The sequence below is a fragment of the Lysinibacillus sp. UBA6686 genome (assembly GCF_002455205.1).
Lineage (GTDB): Bacteria > Bacillota > Bacilli > Bacillales_A > Planococcaceae > Lysinibacillus > Lysinibacillus pakistanensis.
The window spans coordinates 13,101-28,785 of sequence record NZ_DKJS01000026.1 but is presented as its reverse complement, the minus strand read 5'-3'; the positions used below and the strand labels follow the sequence as shown (position 1 = coordinate 28,785).

Genomic DNA, 15,685 nt, shown 5'->3' with positions numbered 1-15,685 from the left:
GGGGGACGAAGGCAGAAATTATTATTTCCATGTGGACAAAACCTTCGTAGGATTACCCTGAGGAGTTAAAACTTTTTTGCAAACGTCTAATCTACTTTCCATAATAATTATTCAATGTTGCTTCTAAGCGTTCTTCTAAATTCTTTGAAATATAGCTCAATGTAAATTGCTCTTTTTCTAGCTCAATTTGAGAGGAACGAAACATTTTTGCGAAAAAGCCTACTTTTCTTTCCTGAGAGAATTGCTGTATGGCCTCTGTGCGCAATTTGGAAACAATTTCATTCTCAATATGACGCTCCCGTATTTTTTGGACGATGGTCTTCACGTTTCCTTCCTGCAGCTCTTGAATTTGTTTTTGTAAATTTTCGTTTTCTTGTTTCAGCTCAGCTGTTTCTTTTTGTATGACTTCAAAAGAACTTGACTCAGCGGATAGTAATTGAACTTTTTGTGTAAGAAATTCTTGATTAATGGCTACCTGTAAGGCCCCCTGCTCTTCATTTGGCTGCATGGTAAAGAGTCCTGTTTGGATTATCTGCTGTAGAACATTACCGAGAACATCAACTTTATTGGCTAAATCATCATTCGTCATCGTTGTTGCAGTTATTTGATGGTTGGGAAGTTGACCATTATCATCCATCCCTAGTAAATGCTTTAGACCTTTGACACGGTGCTTGTCCTTTAATAATAAAATCATCCGAAGTCTTAAAATGGCAGAAAGATTTAAACGAATATTGGTGTTTGGGCTAATTGTAGCATCATTAAAAATGTACTGTTCAAATGGCTTAATATAGTACCGAAGCATCGCATCAGTGATGTCAAACCAACCAGCTACTTCTGAAATAGAATAATAACTTGATTCTTTAATATGTGCTAAATAAGCATCATTATAAAGAGTTTCTTCTAAATGCGGTTCTTGTTGTAAGACAACAAATAATGGGTCATGTTGTACAATTCCGAGTACCATTTCTTTTGTATCATGTAGTTTCAGCATCCTTTACACCCCACTTTAATTTTCGAAAAAAATGACCTCTATATAGGTTTCTATTCTGCTGGAAGCATTTGTATGCCTATTTTATGTAGAAAAAATCAATAGCATCAATTATGTGAAAGCTTCCCCTTTAACTCTTAAGAAAAAGATAGGTTTTAGTATGTGGAAATATAGAATAAAACTTGACTATAATTACCTCAAAAATAACCTAGAATACCTAACTTATGGAAAGTGGTTAGTTGGAAAATGGGTAGGAGAGGCGAGATAAATGCTTCACAATATGATTATCTTTATTCAAGTTAGGGTTTAAAAAATGCGAAAAATGTGATGGCATGGGTTTGATTATTAGTGAGCCAGCGAGATTAAATATATAAAGATACTGAACGACTTGCACTACATGTTGGGGCAGTGGGTTGAAGAAGAAATAACTCAAAGAAAAGTGCCTAGTTGAAAGAAAATATTCAACGAGGATGATAAATAAATGGAAAAACTCCATTTTAAAAAAGATTGATTAAAAGGAAGTTTGATCAATTAAGTGAGCCTTATTCAACTAAATCGACCGTTTAATTAAGTAATTCAATTTATATCGGAACATTAGATGAATTCTCACTTTGCTTCTTTTTTTTACTTACTATACAGCCAACAATAAATATAAGGATTGCAATTATTTCAAGGGGCACGAATAAAGTCAAAAATCCTATTCCTGCAAATCCGTCTTTTGTTATGTCTGCATAAATCATTGAACCAGCAAGAGTGAATATAGGCGTAAAAAATATCGCTAAGTACATGCCCCATATCACAAAATTAAGTGACCAAGGACGTTTAAAAGTAAGAACAAGAGCCATTATAAAAAAATTATAAGCACTGCGGATAATGAAGTTATAATTTGAACCACGCTCCTTTAATTTTCTATCTTTTTTATATGTCTTGCTTAACTAAACTACTGTAGATTTCTTCACAATCTTTAAATCTATTTTAACAGAAACATCTAAGATAAAATCATCTCAAGGCTTTATCATAGATGCACAATCTTTCTTACAAAGCTACAACTGCACAATATGAGGAAAATGTGTAGAAGGAAAGATGACGAAAATGGATTGTAAAATAATTTACCATGTAATTCTGAAAGAAAATTTTAAAGCAGAAGATAGGGTTTTCTTAAAAGGTGAAAAATACTGTATACAATAAAAATGGACGTTCTTTATTGTGCAGAAAATGGAGAATTTCTATTTACTAACGAGTTAATGAATCAAGCTATTAATGAATGGGAGTTAGAAGTAATCGAGAATTGCTAAAAATTCTGATGATTAGGTGCAATTAAGAATTAATTAAATTGATATTGGTCATTCGAAAGAAAATGTACAGTAAATGAAAATTTCGGCAGTTTGTAACTTTTTAATAGATTTTAAGTCTAATCTATTAAACAAATAGTGAGAGGTCTGGGATCTAATGGAAAAAATGTTTATAATATTCGTTTTGTTGTTTCTTGTCGGTTGTAATAATGAAGAGAAGAAAACTTTTGATTTTGCAGGTGAAATTCAAAAAATAATTGTGATTGGACAAGGTACAAATGCTAAGTTAGATAAACAAGAAGTTGAAAATGCTGCTGAAATAAAACTTTTTGAAGATGCAATGCAAGATGCCACTATATCATCACAACCTCATACAGATGAAGGCCCTTTATATAAGCTTGAAGTGATATACGATGATAACTCGAAAGAAATCATTGATATATGGTATTACGCGAGTGCAAATACAGGAAGCTTTTATATGAATGATAGGTATTCTTTGAATGAAGAAGCCGTTCCAGCATTAATTGAACTTTTGGAGTCTTATAAAGAAGAAAAAGGATTTACTGAACAAAATGAAAGAAAATGTGCAGTTTATATTGTGTAGGAAGGAAAAACAGTTGAATAGATGGTAAATTCTGTTCAACTGTTGAGCTAGATAAATTCTATTTGTTTCTTTCACAGGATTAAGAACATTAGAGACTTTACTAACATTTCGGACAATAATAGATCATTTTAAATTTCTTGAATCATTTCCACTCTATTACCGAATGGGTCTCTAAATTCAAAGCGTTCAAAATGAGGAATAGGAACTGAATCGAAAATTTCAACATGTTGTTCGGCTAATACCTTCTTCCAATGTTCGATATTTTCAACTTGATAGGCAATATGAGACTTTGTCGTTAATCTATCAAAGCCATCCTCTGTACCTATATGGACCTCTTTATTGCCGACTTGTAACCAAAATCCACCTCGTCCTTTCAGCGAATCTGGCTTTTCAATTTCTTTTAGTCCCAATACTTGACAGTAAAAATGTCTCCCTTTTTCTTCTTCACCTTTTGGAATTGTTATTTGAACGTGATGTAAAGCTATAACCATTTTTTTCTCCTCCTTTAATATAGATACTTACTTCTGGGTTCATAATGCAAAATCCTTTAAATAGTATCTTATTTCAATTTTGTACACCTTTAATGATTAATCTAAAAGAATTTATTCAGGAAGGAGTTGTTGGAATGAGTGAAAAAGAAATTGATGAGCTTGTAACTGAATTGCGAAACAATAGTGTAGAATAGTACTCTTTTGTAGCAGAAAATGCCTTAGAGGATTTAAGTGATGATGAAATGGATGCATTAGTATCAGATTTAAAAAACGATTATTTAAGTTTAAGAGAATTTGTGATTGAAGCTATGGAAGATTAATCATGAGATTCAAACGAAAGTTAACGCGAAATAGGGTGAATCTAATATGACAAGATTCCTTGTTTATCAAAGTTATATGAAAGCCCCGAAAATAAGAGGAGAATTTCCATCAGCTGCTGCGAATGTAAAAGCAACAAAAGCAAAAGTATTCATCGGAGACTATTTGTAAGTATGAAATAAAGGTTGCTGAAGTGCAAAAGCGTATTCTGTTAGTAAATGGAGATAGAGAAATTGAAGTACTAAACAGACTTTTAAATGGGAATAGCATGAGGGCAATTGGTAAGCATATGAAACTATCCAGTACAACAATAATTAGGGTTAGAAACAATACATTGAAACAAATGATGAAGTAGCCGAATGGTTATTTCATTTTTTTAGGATAATAAAATGGAACTATTGAAAAGACTATTCGTATAAAGTAATGAAGATTTGAGGAGGTGTCACTATGACGGTTAGTGGATGGATTATTTTAACTTTTGTAATTGTATGCTATCTACCTTTCTTTATATGGCTATCAGCAAGTTATTTAAGTGAAAGAAATAAATCAAAACGACAAAGGACTTTTTGGGGATTCCTAGTAATAGGTGGTTTACTAAATTCTGTGAATACTTTTCACCTTAAGATTCAAGATACATACTTTCTGGATATAACAATTTTGTATATTTTTTTATTTACCCTGTATTTATTAATAACTGTATTGAAGGATAAAAGAGAAGTTTTCAATAAGTGAATTTTAAAAGTGAACAAATGTAAAAATGAAGGTTATTTCTGTTCCAGGCTACTCACTTTGTCGCTGACGCTTCGCTTTCGCGCAGAGCAAAGCTAGTCGGAACGGAAATTAATCCCTCGTTTTGAAAAAGGGCTATACTTTTTAANNTTGATTTCATTGACATAATAGTATTACAACAACATGAAATCACTCAAATAAAAATGAGTGATTTTATTATTTAGATAAAAATAAAGGTCTCAGATTCAATATATACCTGTCCGTATATTTTTTTGTACCCTAAGTACCCCAGAAAAAAATGCTTCATATCCACATGAGAGTACGGTGAAAACAAATAAATAAAAATTAACTTAAAATATTACATACATAGATGGCGCGAAAACAAATCACAGTTAACTTATTATAAATACAACTAAATAATGTAAACTCTTAAGAAAAATTTAAGAAATCTCCTCTTAAATCTTTAAGAAATGCTCGTTATAGTTAAGACATTCACATTTCATCAGATTGGGGAGAACATGAATGCAATTTATAACGTTTCTTACTGAATTTATAAAACATCCAAAAAATATCGGTGCTGTTTCACCTAGTTCTAAAAAATTAGCTAAAAAAATAGTCGAAGCTATTTGTTTTAAAAAGGCACAATGTATTGTTGAGCTTGGTCCTGGCACAGGCTCCTTTACGAAAGAATTAATGAAAAGAAAAGCGCATACTACTAAGCTAATACTTATTGAAAATAATACCGTTTTTTATAATAAGCTACGTCAACAATATGAGCATGAGCCAAATGTTATCATAATCTACGGCTCTGCTGAGAATTTAGGGTTGTATATGAAGAACTTAAATATCGAAACAATCGATTATATTGTATCGGGTTTGCCTTTTACATCCTTAAATCCAGTCGTTGCTTCACGAATACTACAAAATGTGAAAGAGTGTTTAGAGGAAGGAGAATTTATTACATTCCAATATTCACTAGTTAAGAAATCATTTATCCATCAATTTTTTGATACTATTACGCATGAAAAAGTGTGGATTAATCTTCCACCAGCCTATGTACTAAACTGTAGACAGGGAACGAAGAGGGTTAGTTAGATGGGATTGAATGAGCTATTATCCTTTATTGAGCAATACGGTTATTGGGCATTGTTTTTCAGTCTCTGGCTAGGCATAGTGGGGATGCCGCTTCCAGATGAGATGATTGTAATGAGTGGTGGATTTTTAGGTTCCATGGAAAAAATGTCGGTCTTGAAAGCCTTTATCCTAACGTATCTAGGTGTAGTATCTGGATTGTCTTTAGGGTATTTCCTAGGAAAAGGATTTGGCCATAAAATAGTAGATAAATTGCTGAAAAAGAAAAAGGCTAAGTATTTAGTCAAGTCCAAGGAGCTAATAGAGAAATACGGACATTTTGCTTTAGTTATCAGCTATTTTATACCAATCGTTAGACATATTATTCCTTACTTAGTTGGCATGAATAAGATGCCCTTTCTAAAATATGCGATGTATTCCTACACAACAGGTTTTATTTGGACATTGCTGTATTTTACACTTGGGTTATTCTTTGGCAAGCACATTGAGTATATATCTGATCTAGCAACACGTTACGGTATTTATTTTGGTATATCTGTTGGTATTGTAGGTTGTTTGTATTATTGGTATATACGAAAATTTAAAAGATAGTTAAAATTAGGAATTATAATGATTGAAATTGGTGGGATTGGATGACGAAAGAAACAATACTGATTGTAGATGATGAGAAAGAAATTAGAAATCTAATCGCTATTTACTTAAAAAATGAAGGCTATCATGTACTAGAGGCTGGTGATGGAGAGCAAGGTTTAAGTCTGTTAAGAAAGCATAAGGTACATCTCATAGTTTTAGATATCATGATGCCTAAGATAGATGGAATTGAGATGTGTATGAAAGTTAGAGAAATAGCAGAGATGCCCATTATTATGCTATCAGCGAAGTCACAGGATATGGATAAAATCGTTGGGTTAACATTAGGGGCAGATGATTATGTAACAAAGCCCTTCAACCCCTTAGAGCTTATGGCACGCATTAAATCCCAGCTTCGTAGATACATAAAAATGAATCGACACGATACAATGAACGAAAATGAGATAGAGATTGGAGATATGCGCATAAATACTGCTACTCATGAGGTGATTGTCAATAATGAAAAAGTAAAGCTTACCCCAAGGGAGTTTTCCATTCTTGAATTACTTGCGAGAAATCAAGGTATGGTGATGAGTGCTGAGCAAATTTATGAAAAGGTTTGGAAGGAAGAGGCAATCCAATCTGAAAATACAGTAATGGTGCATATCCGAAAAATACGAGAAAGGATTGAGACCAATCCCAGAAATCCTCAATATATTAAAACTGTATGGGGAGTAGGTTATAAAATTGAAAAAGATCAGTAAGCTTGCTTTTTACCTATTTTCAAAAATCAAAATGCTCATTATAAAAGCCATCACAAAGGTGCGTCAAAGCCTTAGAATTCAGTTATTAACCACTTTTATTTTCTGTGCCTTTCTAGGGCTAATTGTTGCAAGAGCTTCACTTCCTCTGCTTGGAAATATGAATGAGAGAACTACTATTGACTATAGCCCAGGTATGCAGCAAATTCGTTATCAGGTACAGCACGTAGTAGACAGAGCCATCAACGACAATAGTATTGAAGCCTTAAGACAATTGATTGAGGATGAAAATCTCATGCTTGAAATGAAGCAGAGTGCATTAAAAGTATTAGTGACAGATGAGAGCGGAAAGGTGCTGTATAAGACAAAGCAAGCTGAGGAGGAACAAATTAATTTACATAATAAGATAGGGCGCGTCATGGAATTTACTATTGTTCAGCCACTCAATGCACATACAATTGAGCAATCACGACAAGAATATATTACCTTTTACCCAATAACGATTGAGGATAAAAATTTATATTTATTTGTTAGTGGTATTCCACAAGGGGTATTGTATACAAGTACAACGGAAGGGGACCCGATTTCTTACTTTATTACCATTGCTGTTTTTACTTTATCTTTCTTTTATTTAACAAAGCGAAAAATGAAACAGATTGAGGCACTGGCAAAGGGGGTCATGGAAATCGCAAAAGGAAACCTTGGCTATCGAGTAAAGAAAAAAGGCATCGATGAAATTGCATTATTAACAGAGAACGTCAATCATATGGCTGAAGCAATCATGACCAATATCGAAATGGAACGAAAGATTGAACAACAAAAAAATGAATTAATTACAAATGTATCACACGACTTACGGACACCGCTAACCTCGATAATGGGCTACTTACGATTGTTAAGAGAGGGGAGATATGAGACAAAGGAGCAATATGATGAATATTTAAAAATCGCATTTTCAAAATCCGAGCAGTTAAAAAATTTGATTGATGATTTATTTGAATATACGAAGCTAACGAATGAAAATATCGTTATGGGGAAACAAGTGGTTTGCATCAATGAGCTTCTCGATCAATTAATAGAAGAGCTGATTCCACAAGCTGAGGAAAACAATCGTTCATTCGCCAAACATTTTTCGGAGGAACGAATCTTTGCTTCCATTGATACTGAAAAAATGGTCAGAGTTTTTGATAATTTACTTATGAATGCCATTAAATATAGCTCAGGTAACGGTCAAATTTTGGTTTCTCTTGAGCAAAAAGAAGGGCATGTAATAATTGCTATCGCGAATGAGAGTGATGAATTTACATCAGAAGAGCTGGTGAACTTATTTGAGCGATTTTATAAAAAAGATCAATCAAGAACAAATGTCGCAGAAGGCTCAGGACTTGGCCTTGCCATTGCTAAAAGTATTGTCGAGCTGCATGGTGGCAACATACATGCAAAATATTCGGATAAGATGTTGCATTTTATCATCACGTTACCTGTTATATAGCTGCTGAATAGTGATTGTGTGATGATGTGGTAAATTGTAATGTAGCAATTCATTTATTTTTGTTAAGATATGTGCATCTTTTATCAAAATTTGAAGCTCAGTCTGTTTATACTGCCGCTGAAACTCAAAAATATAGTCAATGATAATTTGTAAGTTAAGGCTATTTTTAATTTCGATTTCCACAAAAAACGGTAGTGTCATTTGAGGATGTATCGAGCAGCCGCCTCGACGAATCCAAATGGCTTTATCGACATAGTAACGAATCGGTAGCTGGCGATTACTTGCGATTAATATATCCATGTACTACTCCTTTATATGGCGTATTAATAAAAGCGTAATGGAAATGAGGTAAATCGTCAAAAGATAACGATTTGGATAGGCAAAAAGAAATCATATTCATGCGAGAGCTTAAATTTTGTCGAATACAATAGGAAATCTTCGCTTTGAGGATGGTGTTGCTTCATTGAGGAGAAAATATGCATGTTTGACTAGTATTCATGCTGGATAGAAGGCTACTTGTACTTAATAGAAAATGGTTTAAAAGCAATCTAAAAGAGCTGTTCCTATGTCGAACAGCTCCTTTTTGAAATGAGATTTTACATCGATGGGTAGTCATATGCATCGATTGCTTCAAGGAAATCTTTTAGAACAGGTGATTGGACTTCGTCATTGCGATAGATAAACCAAGTGGGCACTTGAGCTTGCTTTGTTGTTAGTATGTGCAGGGATAATGATTGTGTTTTCATATATTTTTGAGCAATTGCCCTTGGTAATATGGTTACACCTAGCCCCGCAGCAACACAGCCAATAATTCCATCAAGTGTGCCAAACTCCATACGATTTTGTGGACGCACTCCATCCTCGTGCAACCAGTGCTCTAAAATGGCTCGATAGGAGCAACCATTGCGAAAAGTAATCAAGGTACTTTCCTCTAAATCTCGTAAGCTTTCAATCTGCCTATACTTGCTGGATGAAACGACTACTAGCTCCTCGCATACAAATTCCTTTGCAAGAATATTTTCCTTATAAATTGGCCCTGTTACAAAGGCTCCATCTAATTCATAGTTTTCTAATCGTTCTATATTTTGCTGCGTTGGATTTGTTAGTATTGTAATATCTACCTGTTCATGGGCTTTATGAAAGGAGGTTAAAAGTCCGGGTAAGTGAAGTGCTGCAGTTGTTTCCATAGAACCTATACGTAGTAGACCCCTTTGCTCATGTGGGTTTTGTAGGATTTCAAAGGATTTCTCATAGAGATGTAGCATTTTTAATACCATCTCATAAAATTGTTCTCCCTTGGGTGTTAAGCGTATACCTCGGTGTCCACGATAAAAAAATATTGTCTGATACATGGTCTCAAGATTTTGTATTTTCATAGAGATATTGGATTGCGTGTAATTAAGTGCTTCAGCAGCTTTCGAAAAGCTACCAGTTTGCACGACTGTCCGAAAAATAGAGAGATCATTCATATTCATATATTCCACCAGCCATCAATTTATTTGATATCTATTATAATAAATTCATTCTATTTGTGATACCTTTATTTTCGTTATAGTGAGGATGAGGGGAGAGGAATTATGAATAAGCAAACATTTCAATATTTAATTGGAGGCATATTCGCATTAGTGATTGCTATGGGGATTGGACGATTCTCTTATACGGTGATATTGCCATATATGCAAGAAACCTTTGCCTTTAGTCGAGCGACAGCAGGTTTCTTAGCCACTAGTAATTATCTAGGTTACTTAGTAGGGGCATTGGTAGCTGGTCGTTTACAACTAGCAGATAAGCGTATTCCTTTTTTACAAATAGCACTTGTCATGAGTATTTTGACAACAGCTTTCATGGGCTTTACAGATACCATTATGGTCTGGTATGTACTCCGTTTTATTTCAGGCGTAATGAGCGCGTTTATCTTTGTAGTTGCTGCTAGCCTCGTGCTTGATCAATTAGCAAGGATGGGCAAAGCACATTTATCTGGGCTTTTTTATAGTGGTGTAGGGATGGGTATTGCCTTAAGTGCGATTATTGTATCTCCCATTCATGCTATTTTTAATTGGAATGGTACATGGATTGCCTTAGCACTATTTTGTATCATATTGTTTATGTTCATTATAATTTTTATACAACCTGTTACATCTAGTGCACAACAAAAGGAGAGTACAGCCAAAGCTTCACCGAAAGCACCTCCTGCAATATGGATAAAATGGCTGATTATTGCCTATAGCTTAGAGGGGCTAGGTTATATTGTTACAGGGACATTTATCGTATCCATTGCAGAAGAGTCTACAAGCTTTCATGGCGATGCTGCATTTGTATGGTTTGTTGTTGGAGTTGCAGCAATTCCCTCGTGCATTGTTTGGTCAAAACTGGCACAGCGCTATGGTTATGTTAGAATATTATTGATTTCCATGCTATTTCAAGGGCTTGGCATTGTATTACCAGCCTTTGCAACAAATACAATAACACTTTATATAAGTGCCTTTATTTTTGGGGCAACCTTTATGGGCATTACCACAGTTGCAACAACATTAGCGAGACAAATATCACCGGTAAATAGCCATCAAATATTAGGATATTTAACTGCTGGGTATGCCCTGGGACAAATGCTCGGTCCTTCACTAGCAGGAGCATTAGCCAATTATACGAACAGCTACCAATATGCATTGTTTGGCGCTACAGCCGTTATCGTAGTTGGGGCCTTATGCCTTATTAGCGGATTAAAATATGAAAAAATTAGTTCTCTGGAAACACTTTGAAATCTTGCTATTTCATTTACCTTTTTATAAAATACTCATCTTTTATAGTATGATAAAAAAATAAATGATTGGAGAATATGGATGCATCAACAAATAAGAGAACAACTTATAAATTTAGCTGACCAGGATTATCAAAAGTTTTCGTCCTCACTTATCCCAAATTGCCAAAATATTTTAGGTGTTCGGTTACCTGAGCTTCGAAAAATAGCTAAAAACATTGCCAAGGAAGATTGGCAAAACTATTTAACAGCCGCGAGTGATGAATTTTTTGAAGAAGTGATGCTACAAGGAATGATCATTGGTTATGTAAAGACAAATAGTGAGGAGCGTCTTTCCCATGTGGCTTCATTTGTTCCGAAAATTGATAATTGGTCAGTATGTGATAGTTTTTGTACAGGCTTAAAATTTACAAAGGAAAATCAAGAGCAAGTATGGGTATTTTTACAGCCTTATTTTTCTTCCAATAAAGAATATGAGGTACGTTTTGGAGTAGTCATGCTATTAAATTATTTTATCGATCATCAATATATACAAAGCGTTTTAAACATAATCAATGCTATAAAGCATGAAGGGTATTATGTTAAAATGGCTGTCGCATGGGCTATTTCAATTTGCTATGTTAAAGATCCTCTTGTAACAATGAACTATTTAAGAAACAATTCATTGGATGATTTTACTTATCACAAAGCATTACAAAAAATTACAGAATCTAACAGAGTGGACAAAGAGGCTAAAAATTTAATCCGACAAATGAAGCGGAAAATATAGTCTATGTAAATTAAGTAAAGCCATTGTAGGGATAGCCTCTACAATGGCATTTTTGTTATGGTTCAAATCCAGATTGACTAATATAAATCTGATTTTTAGGAAAAACCTCTAAAAAGCGCATATATACTTTTTGATAGGCTTGCGGTGTGTACCATTCTTCCAAGCCTAGCTCACTATACTTTTCCTTTATGCCTATTTTTTCAGTTCTTTTCCCGGCATTACCATCACCCATAAAATAATCATCTATACAAATTCTATTGACAATATGCTGTAATTTGTATGGAAAGCATTCGCTGCTCGGTAATACAGGGGCAATTGCTACTTGAGTGGGTATGCCGGCAGCTACTAGCTTTTCTACTGCTTGTAATCTTGCTTGGATTGGTGGTGCCTGTGGGGTAAACTGTTTTCGAATAGTCTCTAAATCAGTTTCAATTGTCATACTAACCCTGACGTGATTGTGTAACCGCTGTAATAAATCAATATCTCTACAAATAAGAGGGCTCCGCGTTTGGACAAGTAAAAAATCAGGAGGATCTTCAACCATGACTTCTAATAATGATCTAGTTATTTTTTCTCTATACTCGATGGGTTGATAGGGATCTGTACTAGATGACATAAAAATTGTGACTTTTCCTTTTGTTTTTGCTTTATGAAGCTCTTTAGCAAGTAATGATGCAGCATTTTTCTTGATATCTAACCAATCACCCCATTTTTCATGGTGAAAAAGCGAGACGGGCATCTGGCGTACATAGCAATAAGAGCAGCCAAAGGAACAGCCTGTATATGGATTTAAGGAATGTGTATAGCCTGAAAGAAAACCTGTACCTTTATTAAGAATGGTCTTTGAGTCTTTATAGCTTACATTTTGTTTCATTCGATTAACTCTCCTTTACGTAAAATCAACATTTACAATTGGGCATTCAATTTCTCCAGCTCCAATAGCTTTTTCTTCATTTCAAGCCCTCCACGATAGCCTGTTAATGTGCCATTTTTTCCTACTATGCGATGGCAAGGAACAGCTAGTAAAATTGGATTTGCACCAATAGCTGCACCAACGGCACGAACAGCTGCTGGCTTATTAATATAGTGGGCAATATCTGAGTAGGTCTTTGTTTGTCCATAGGGAATTTCATGTAATGCTCTCCATACTAAAAGCTGAAACGGTGTCCCCTTGTAATCAATAGAAAAAGTAAATGCTGTCCGTTTACCTTCAAGATATTCAATGATTTCATCACAATAAAAAGCGAGTAGGGCTGAATTTTCAACTAGCGTAGCTTTAGGGTATTTTTTCTTAACCCATTCACTTACTGCTGTAAACGGTTGATTTTGTGATCCAACGTATAAAAGATGCTTGGACGTTGCTGCGATATAGAGATGCCAATCCTTATGTTGAAGTAAAGACCAATAAATGCTGTTCATTTTTCATTTCTCCTTTTTCTCGCACGATTGATAGAGTTTTCGATATTGTACTGGTGTGTAACCAAATTTATTTTTAAATAGGGTAATAAAGTAAGTTGAATTAGGGATACCTACACATATCGAAATATCTGCAATAGATTTATTTGTTCCAATCAAGTAGTTTTTAGCAGCGTCTAATCGGACATGTAGGATGTATGCAGCAGGAGTAATTCCTTTAATCTTTTTAAATGTTCGATGTAAATGAAAGGGGCTTCCATGAGCAATCATCCCTAATAACTCAAGATTTAACTTTTCGGCGAAATTTTTGTCAATATATTCAGTCACATGAGCAACCCATTCACAATCAGGCAGGTTTTCATTTGTAGGCTTACAGCGTTTACAAGGACGAAAGTTTTCATTGAGGGCTTGCTCTGCTGTTCGAAAAATTCGTACATTTTCTTTTTTAGGTACACGAGATTTACATGAAGGCTTACAAAAAATTTTTGTCGTTTCGACAGCATAGAAAAATTTTTGATTGTATGTTGCGTCATTATGAATAATTGCTTGCCATCTTTCGTCTGTCATTATTTCTACATGGTGTTTATTGCTAGTTCTATCCTGCGGTACTTCCATGCTTTTTTTATCCTTCATTGTGTTTTCACCCTTTTCTATATAAACAATCCAAATGCTTCATGCTTTTGTACAACAAAGTATAACTGCATGTGAACAAAAACATAAGTCCTTTCTAACGTAATAGCAAGATATTGAAGTTTTTTAAGTCAATAAAAAACCCTCTTTCGCAATAATGCGAAAGGGGGTCTTGATTTAGTGGATATCCCGCTTTTTAAAGTTCCCGCCTCGGACCTCTGACACATCAGAAATAACTACGAAGGCACCCTCATCAATATCTTTGATAATCGACACAAGTTTATTTTCTTCCATGCGGTTAATAACACAGTTTAAAATATCCGTGGGTTCATTGGAAAATCCGCCGCGACCTTTCGTATATGTAACACCACGTCCTAAACGAGCTTGAATCGCATCCCCAATCTCTTCTGATTTGGCACTGACTACTCGAACATCTTTGGATTTTTCTAAACCAACTTGAATGATATCAATAACATTTTTGGCAATATAGTATGTTAAAGCAGAGTATAATGCGCTCTCTAAGCCAAAAATAAAGCTTGCCCCTAAGAAAATAAAGGCATTAATAAATAATATAATATCCCCGACTGAAAACGGAATCTTACGTGATAGTAGCACGGCTAAAACCTCAGAGCCATCTAAAGCACCACCGTTACGTAAGACAATCCCAATTCCAACACCTAGTAGCATACCACCAGATAAAACAATTAATAACGGATCATTTGGACCTAAAATGGTTTTAACATCATGCATAAGCACTGTTGAAATAGATAGAGCTGCAATCCCAGCACTACTCATCAATGCAAAAGTTTTACCTACTTGTTTGTAGCCAATCCAAATAAAAGGAATGTTTAATACAAAGAGCAGTACGCCTAATGGAATACCAAAGAGGTGTGCGCCCATAATACTAATACCAGTCACGCCACCATCAATGACATCGTTCGGAATTAATACCGCTTCTAGTCCATATGCTGCGATGATGGCACCAATTATAATCATGATAAATTTTCGTGTGTTTTCTACTGACTTTCTTCTTTTCATAAATCTTCTCCATTTCTTTGCGTAAAAATCATACCTAAGGTTTTGGAATAATATTTATAGCTATAGTTTTTGTCTCAGTCTCTTTACTTGAGTCGGTCATATTATAGTATTTATTTATTAAATTGTTTAATTCATTTTCAAAGTTCTTGAATTGATCAGTTGTTAATGTTAAATCAATAAATGAAAACGTTGCTAAATCTGCAAGTCTTTCTTCTTCATCAAGTGAATGTAAATAGTTTTGATATTGGGATAGCAAAGCTAATTGATAGTAGGAAACGTAATTTAATTTTTGTTTGATTGTTAGTTGTGTCCAATCCTCCTTACTAAGTTTTGCTGCTCCTTCATTTACTGCATAGAATTTTTCTGTAACAGAACGTACTTTTCGCTCTTTCACAATTTTTATGATATTTTCATCCACTAAAATTTGGATGTGACGATACAAAGTAGCTTGAGGTACATCCTTTATGATTGAAATCATCTCCAATGTGCTTAAGCCTTCTTCTTTATCGTGCATGAGAGCTTGTAAAATTTTCATTCTCACAGGGTGCATTAAAACTTCTGCTTTATTCCGCATAAAACAATCCTCCTATCAGATGGAATCAAGGGAAGCAATCAAATGTTATCAATATGAGAACATTCTCAAAAAATATACTATAGTTTTTTAAAAAAGATGTACAGTAAAAAGGTAATGAAATTTTTTACATCTTATGTTATCATTATCGATAATGATAATGAAT

General features: G+C 34.3%; 19 protein-coding genes. 10 read left to right on the top strand and 9 right to left on the bottom strand.

Features of this window, described 5'->3' with window-relative positions:
• Positions 1-91 precede the first annotated feature (91 nt).
• Positions 92-991 (bottom strand): hypothetical protein, encoded by a 900-nt coding sequence (locus B2R82_RS07140; RefSeq protein WP_286924206.1) that lies wholly within the window; start codon positions 989-991, stop codon positions 92-94.
• Positions 992-2,437: 1,446 nt separating this feature from the next.
• Here B2R82_RS07140 and B2R82_RS07135 point away from each other — a divergent pair.
• The gene (locus tag B2R82_RS07135) at positions 2,438-2,884 is read left to right on the top strand and encodes a hypothetical protein (protein ID WP_286924205.1); all 447 of its coding nucleotides are present in this window, start codon (positions 2,438-2,440) and stop codon (positions 2,882-2,884) included.
• Positions 2,885-3,012: 128 nt separating this feature from the next.
• Here the strand turns inward: B2R82_RS07135 and B2R82_RS07130 are convergent, their stop codons facing one another.
• Entirely contained in the window at positions 3,013-3,375 is a 363-nt protein-coding gene (locus tag B2R82_RS07130; RefSeq protein ID WP_286924204.1) for a VOC family protein, read from the bottom strand.
• A 366-nt stretch (positions 3,376-3,741) separates the two neighbouring features.
• Between B2R82_RS07130 and B2R82_RS07125 the strand changes: the two genes are divergently transcribed.
• From B2R82_RS07125 to B2R82_RS07095, 7 genes are all read left to right on the top strand, one after another.
• Complete coding sequence (locus B2R82_RS07125) at positions 3,742-3,864, top strand: hypothetical protein (RefSeq protein WP_286924203.1); 123 nt, start codon at positions 3,742-3,744, stop codon at positions 3,862-3,864.
• A gap of 22 nt (positions 3,865-3,886) precedes the next feature.
• Positions 3,887-4,048, top strand: coding sequence for a LuxR C-terminal-related transcriptional regulator (locus B2R82_RS07120; protein ID WP_286924202.1), 162 nt, complete (start codon positions 3,887-3,889; stop codon positions 4,046-4,048).
• Between the two features lie 92 nt (positions 4,049-4,140).
• On the top strand, positions 4,141-4,425 hold the full coding sequence (locus B2R82_RS07115) for a hypothetical protein (protein ID WP_286924201.1): 285 nt from the start codon (positions 4,141-4,143) through the stop codon (positions 4,423-4,425).
• Positions 4,426-4,944: 519 nt separating this feature from the next.
• On the top strand, positions 4,945-5,517 hold the full coding sequence (locus B2R82_RS07110; RefSeq protein ID WP_286924200.1) for a class I SAM-dependent methyltransferase: 573 nt from the start codon (positions 4,945-4,947) through the stop codon (positions 5,515-5,517).
• On the top strand, positions 5,518-6,105 hold the full coding sequence (locus B2R82_RS07105) for a DedA family protein (RefSeq protein ID WP_286924199.1): 588 nt from the start codon (positions 5,518-5,520) through the stop codon (positions 6,103-6,105).
• A 41-nt stretch (positions 6,106-6,146) separates the two neighbouring features.
• Complete coding sequence (locus B2R82_RS07100; protein ID WP_286924198.1) at positions 6,147-6,848, top strand: response regulator transcription factor; 702 nt, start codon at positions 6,147-6,149, stop codon at positions 6,846-6,848.
• Positions 6,832-8,337 carry a HAMP domain-containing sensor histidine kinase gene (locus B2R82_RS07095; RefSeq protein WP_376781246.1) on the top strand — a complete coding sequence of 502 codons (1,506 nt, stop codon included), beginning with the start codon at positions 6,832-6,834 and terminating at the stop codon, positions 8,335-8,337. The genes B2R82_RS07100 and B2R82_RS07095 overlap by 17 nt, the downstream gene beginning before the upstream one ends.
• On the opposite strand, the gene B2R82_RS07090 is transcribed toward B2R82_RS07095, so the two are convergent.
• A complete protein-coding gene (locus B2R82_RS07090; protein ID WP_286924196.1) occupies positions 8,323-8,637 on the bottom strand; it encodes a hypothetical protein in 315 nt (104 codons plus the stop codon). The genes B2R82_RS07095 and B2R82_RS07090 overlap by 15 nt on opposite strands.
• A gap of 296 nt (positions 8,638-8,933) precedes the next feature.
• Entirely contained in the window at positions 8,934-9,812 is an 879-nt protein-coding gene (locus B2R82_RS07085; protein ID WP_286924195.1) for a LysR family transcriptional regulator, read from the bottom strand.
• A 102-nt stretch (positions 9,813-9,914) separates the two neighbouring features.
• On the opposite strand from B2R82_RS07085, the gene B2R82_RS07080 reads away from it, so the two are divergent.
• Complete coding sequence (locus tag B2R82_RS07080; RefSeq protein WP_286924194.1) at positions 9,915-11,096, top strand: YbfB/YjiJ family MFS transporter; 1,182 nt, start codon at positions 9,915-9,917, stop codon at positions 11,094-11,096.
• 81 nt (positions 11,097-11,177) lie between these two features.
• Positions 11,178-11,864 carry a DNA alkylation repair protein gene (locus tag B2R82_RS07075; RefSeq protein WP_286924193.1) on the top strand — a complete coding sequence of 229 codons (687 nt, stop codon included), beginning with the start codon at positions 11,178-11,180 and terminating at the stop codon, positions 11,862-11,864.
• A 55-nt stretch (positions 11,865-11,919) separates the two neighbouring features.
• On the opposite strand, the gene B2R82_RS07070 is transcribed toward B2R82_RS07075, so the two are convergent.
• The 5 genes from B2R82_RS07070 to B2R82_RS07050 form a co-directional block, all read right to left on the bottom strand.
• Positions 11,920-12,738, bottom strand: a complete 819-nt coding sequence (locus tag B2R82_RS07070; protein WP_286924192.1) for an SPL family radical SAM protein — start codon at positions 12,736-12,738, stop codon at positions 11,920-11,922.
• 32 nt (positions 12,739-12,770) lie between these two features.
• Positions 12,771-13,283: a methylated-DNA--[protein]-cysteine S-methyltransferase gene (locus B2R82_RS07065; protein ID WP_286924191.1), complete on the bottom strand. Its 513-nt coding sequence runs from the start codon at positions 13,281-13,283 to the stop codon at positions 12,771-12,773.
• Positions 13,284-13,286: 3 nt separating this feature from the next.
• The gene (locus B2R82_RS07060) at positions 13,287-13,913 is read right to left on the bottom strand and encodes a bifunctional transcriptional activator/DNA repair enzyme AdaA (RefSeq protein ID WP_376781245.1); all 627 of its coding nucleotides are present in this window, start codon (positions 13,911-13,913) and stop codon (positions 13,287-13,289) included.
• 174 nt (positions 13,914-14,087) lie between these two features.
• Positions 14,088-14,948 carry a YitT family protein gene (locus B2R82_RS07055; RefSeq protein WP_054771156.1) on the bottom strand — a complete coding sequence of 287 codons (861 nt, stop codon included), beginning with the start codon at positions 14,946-14,948 and terminating at the stop codon, positions 14,088-14,090.
• Positions 14,949-14,982: 34 nt separating this feature from the next.
• Positions 14,983-15,522: a transcriptional regulator gene (locus tag B2R82_RS07050; RefSeq protein WP_286924190.1), complete on the bottom strand. Its 540-nt coding sequence runs from the start codon at positions 15,520-15,522 to the stop codon at positions 14,983-14,985.
• Positions 15,523-15,685: the final 163 nt, after the last annotated feature.

Bases quoted from the DNA above. Each gene is read 5' to 3' on its own strand.
- B2R82_RS07140 (WP_286924206.1), bottom strand. From the start codon at position 991: ATGCTGAAACTACATGATACAAAAGAAATGGTACTCGGAATTGTACAA.
- B2R82_RS07135 (WP_286924205.1), top strand. From the start codon at position 2,438: ATGGAAAAAATGTTTATAATATTCGTTTTGTTGTTTCTTGTCGGTTGT.
- B2R82_RS07130 (WP_286924204.1), bottom strand. From the start codon at position 3,375: ATGGTTATAGCTTTACATCACGTTCAAATAACAATTCCAAAAGGTGAA.
- B2R82_RS07125 (WP_286924203.1), top strand. From the start codon at position 3,742: ATGACAAGATTCCTTGTTTATCAAAGTTATATGAAAGCCCCGAAAATA.
- B2R82_RS07115 (WP_286924201.1), top strand. From the start codon at position 4,141: ATGACGGTTAGTGGATGGATTATTTTAACTTTTGTAATTGTATGCTAT.
- B2R82_RS07110 (WP_286924200.1), top strand. From the start codon at position 4,945: ATGCAATTTATAACGTTTCTTACTGAATTTATAAAACATCCAAAAAAT.
- B2R82_RS07105 (WP_286924199.1), top strand. From the start codon at position 5,518: ATGGGATTGAATGAGCTATTATCCTTTATTGAGCAATACGGTTATTGG.
- B2R82_RS07100 (WP_286924198.1), top strand. From the start codon at position 6,147: ATGACGAAAGAAACAATACTGATTGTAGATGATGAGAAAGAAATTAGA.
- B2R82_RS07090 (WP_286924196.1), bottom strand. From the start codon at position 8,637: ATGGATATATTAATCGCAAGTAATCGCCAGCTACCGATTCGTTACTAT.
- B2R82_RS07085 (WP_286924195.1), bottom strand. From the start codon at position 9,812: ATGAATATGAATGATCTCTCTATTTTTCGGACAGTCGTGCAAACTGGT.
- B2R82_RS07080 (WP_286924194.1), top strand. From the start codon at position 9,915: ATGAATAAGCAAACATTTCAATATTTAATTGGAGGCATATTCGCATTA.
- B2R82_RS07075 (WP_286924193.1), top strand. From the start codon at position 11,178: ATGCATCAACAAATAAGAGAACAACTTATAAATTTAGCTGACCAGGAT.
- B2R82_RS07070 (WP_286924192.1), bottom strand. From the start codon at position 12,738: ATGAAACAAAATGTAAGCTATAAAGACTCAAAGACCATTCTTAATAAA.
- B2R82_RS07065 (WP_286924191.1), bottom strand. From the start codon at position 13,283: ATGAACAGCATTTATTGGTCTTTACTTCAACATAAGGATTGGCATCTC.
- B2R82_RS07060 (WP_376781245.1), bottom strand. From the start codon at position 13,913: ATGAAGGATAAAAAAAGCATGGAAGTACCGCAGGATAGAACTAGCAAT.
- B2R82_RS07055 (WP_054771156.1), bottom strand. From the start codon at position 14,948: ATGAAAAGAAGAAAGTCAGTAGAAAACACACGAAAATTTATCATGATT.
- B2R82_RS07050 (WP_286924190.1), bottom strand. From the start codon at position 15,522: ATGCGGAATAAAGCAGAAGTTTTAATGCACCCTGTGAGAATGAAAATT.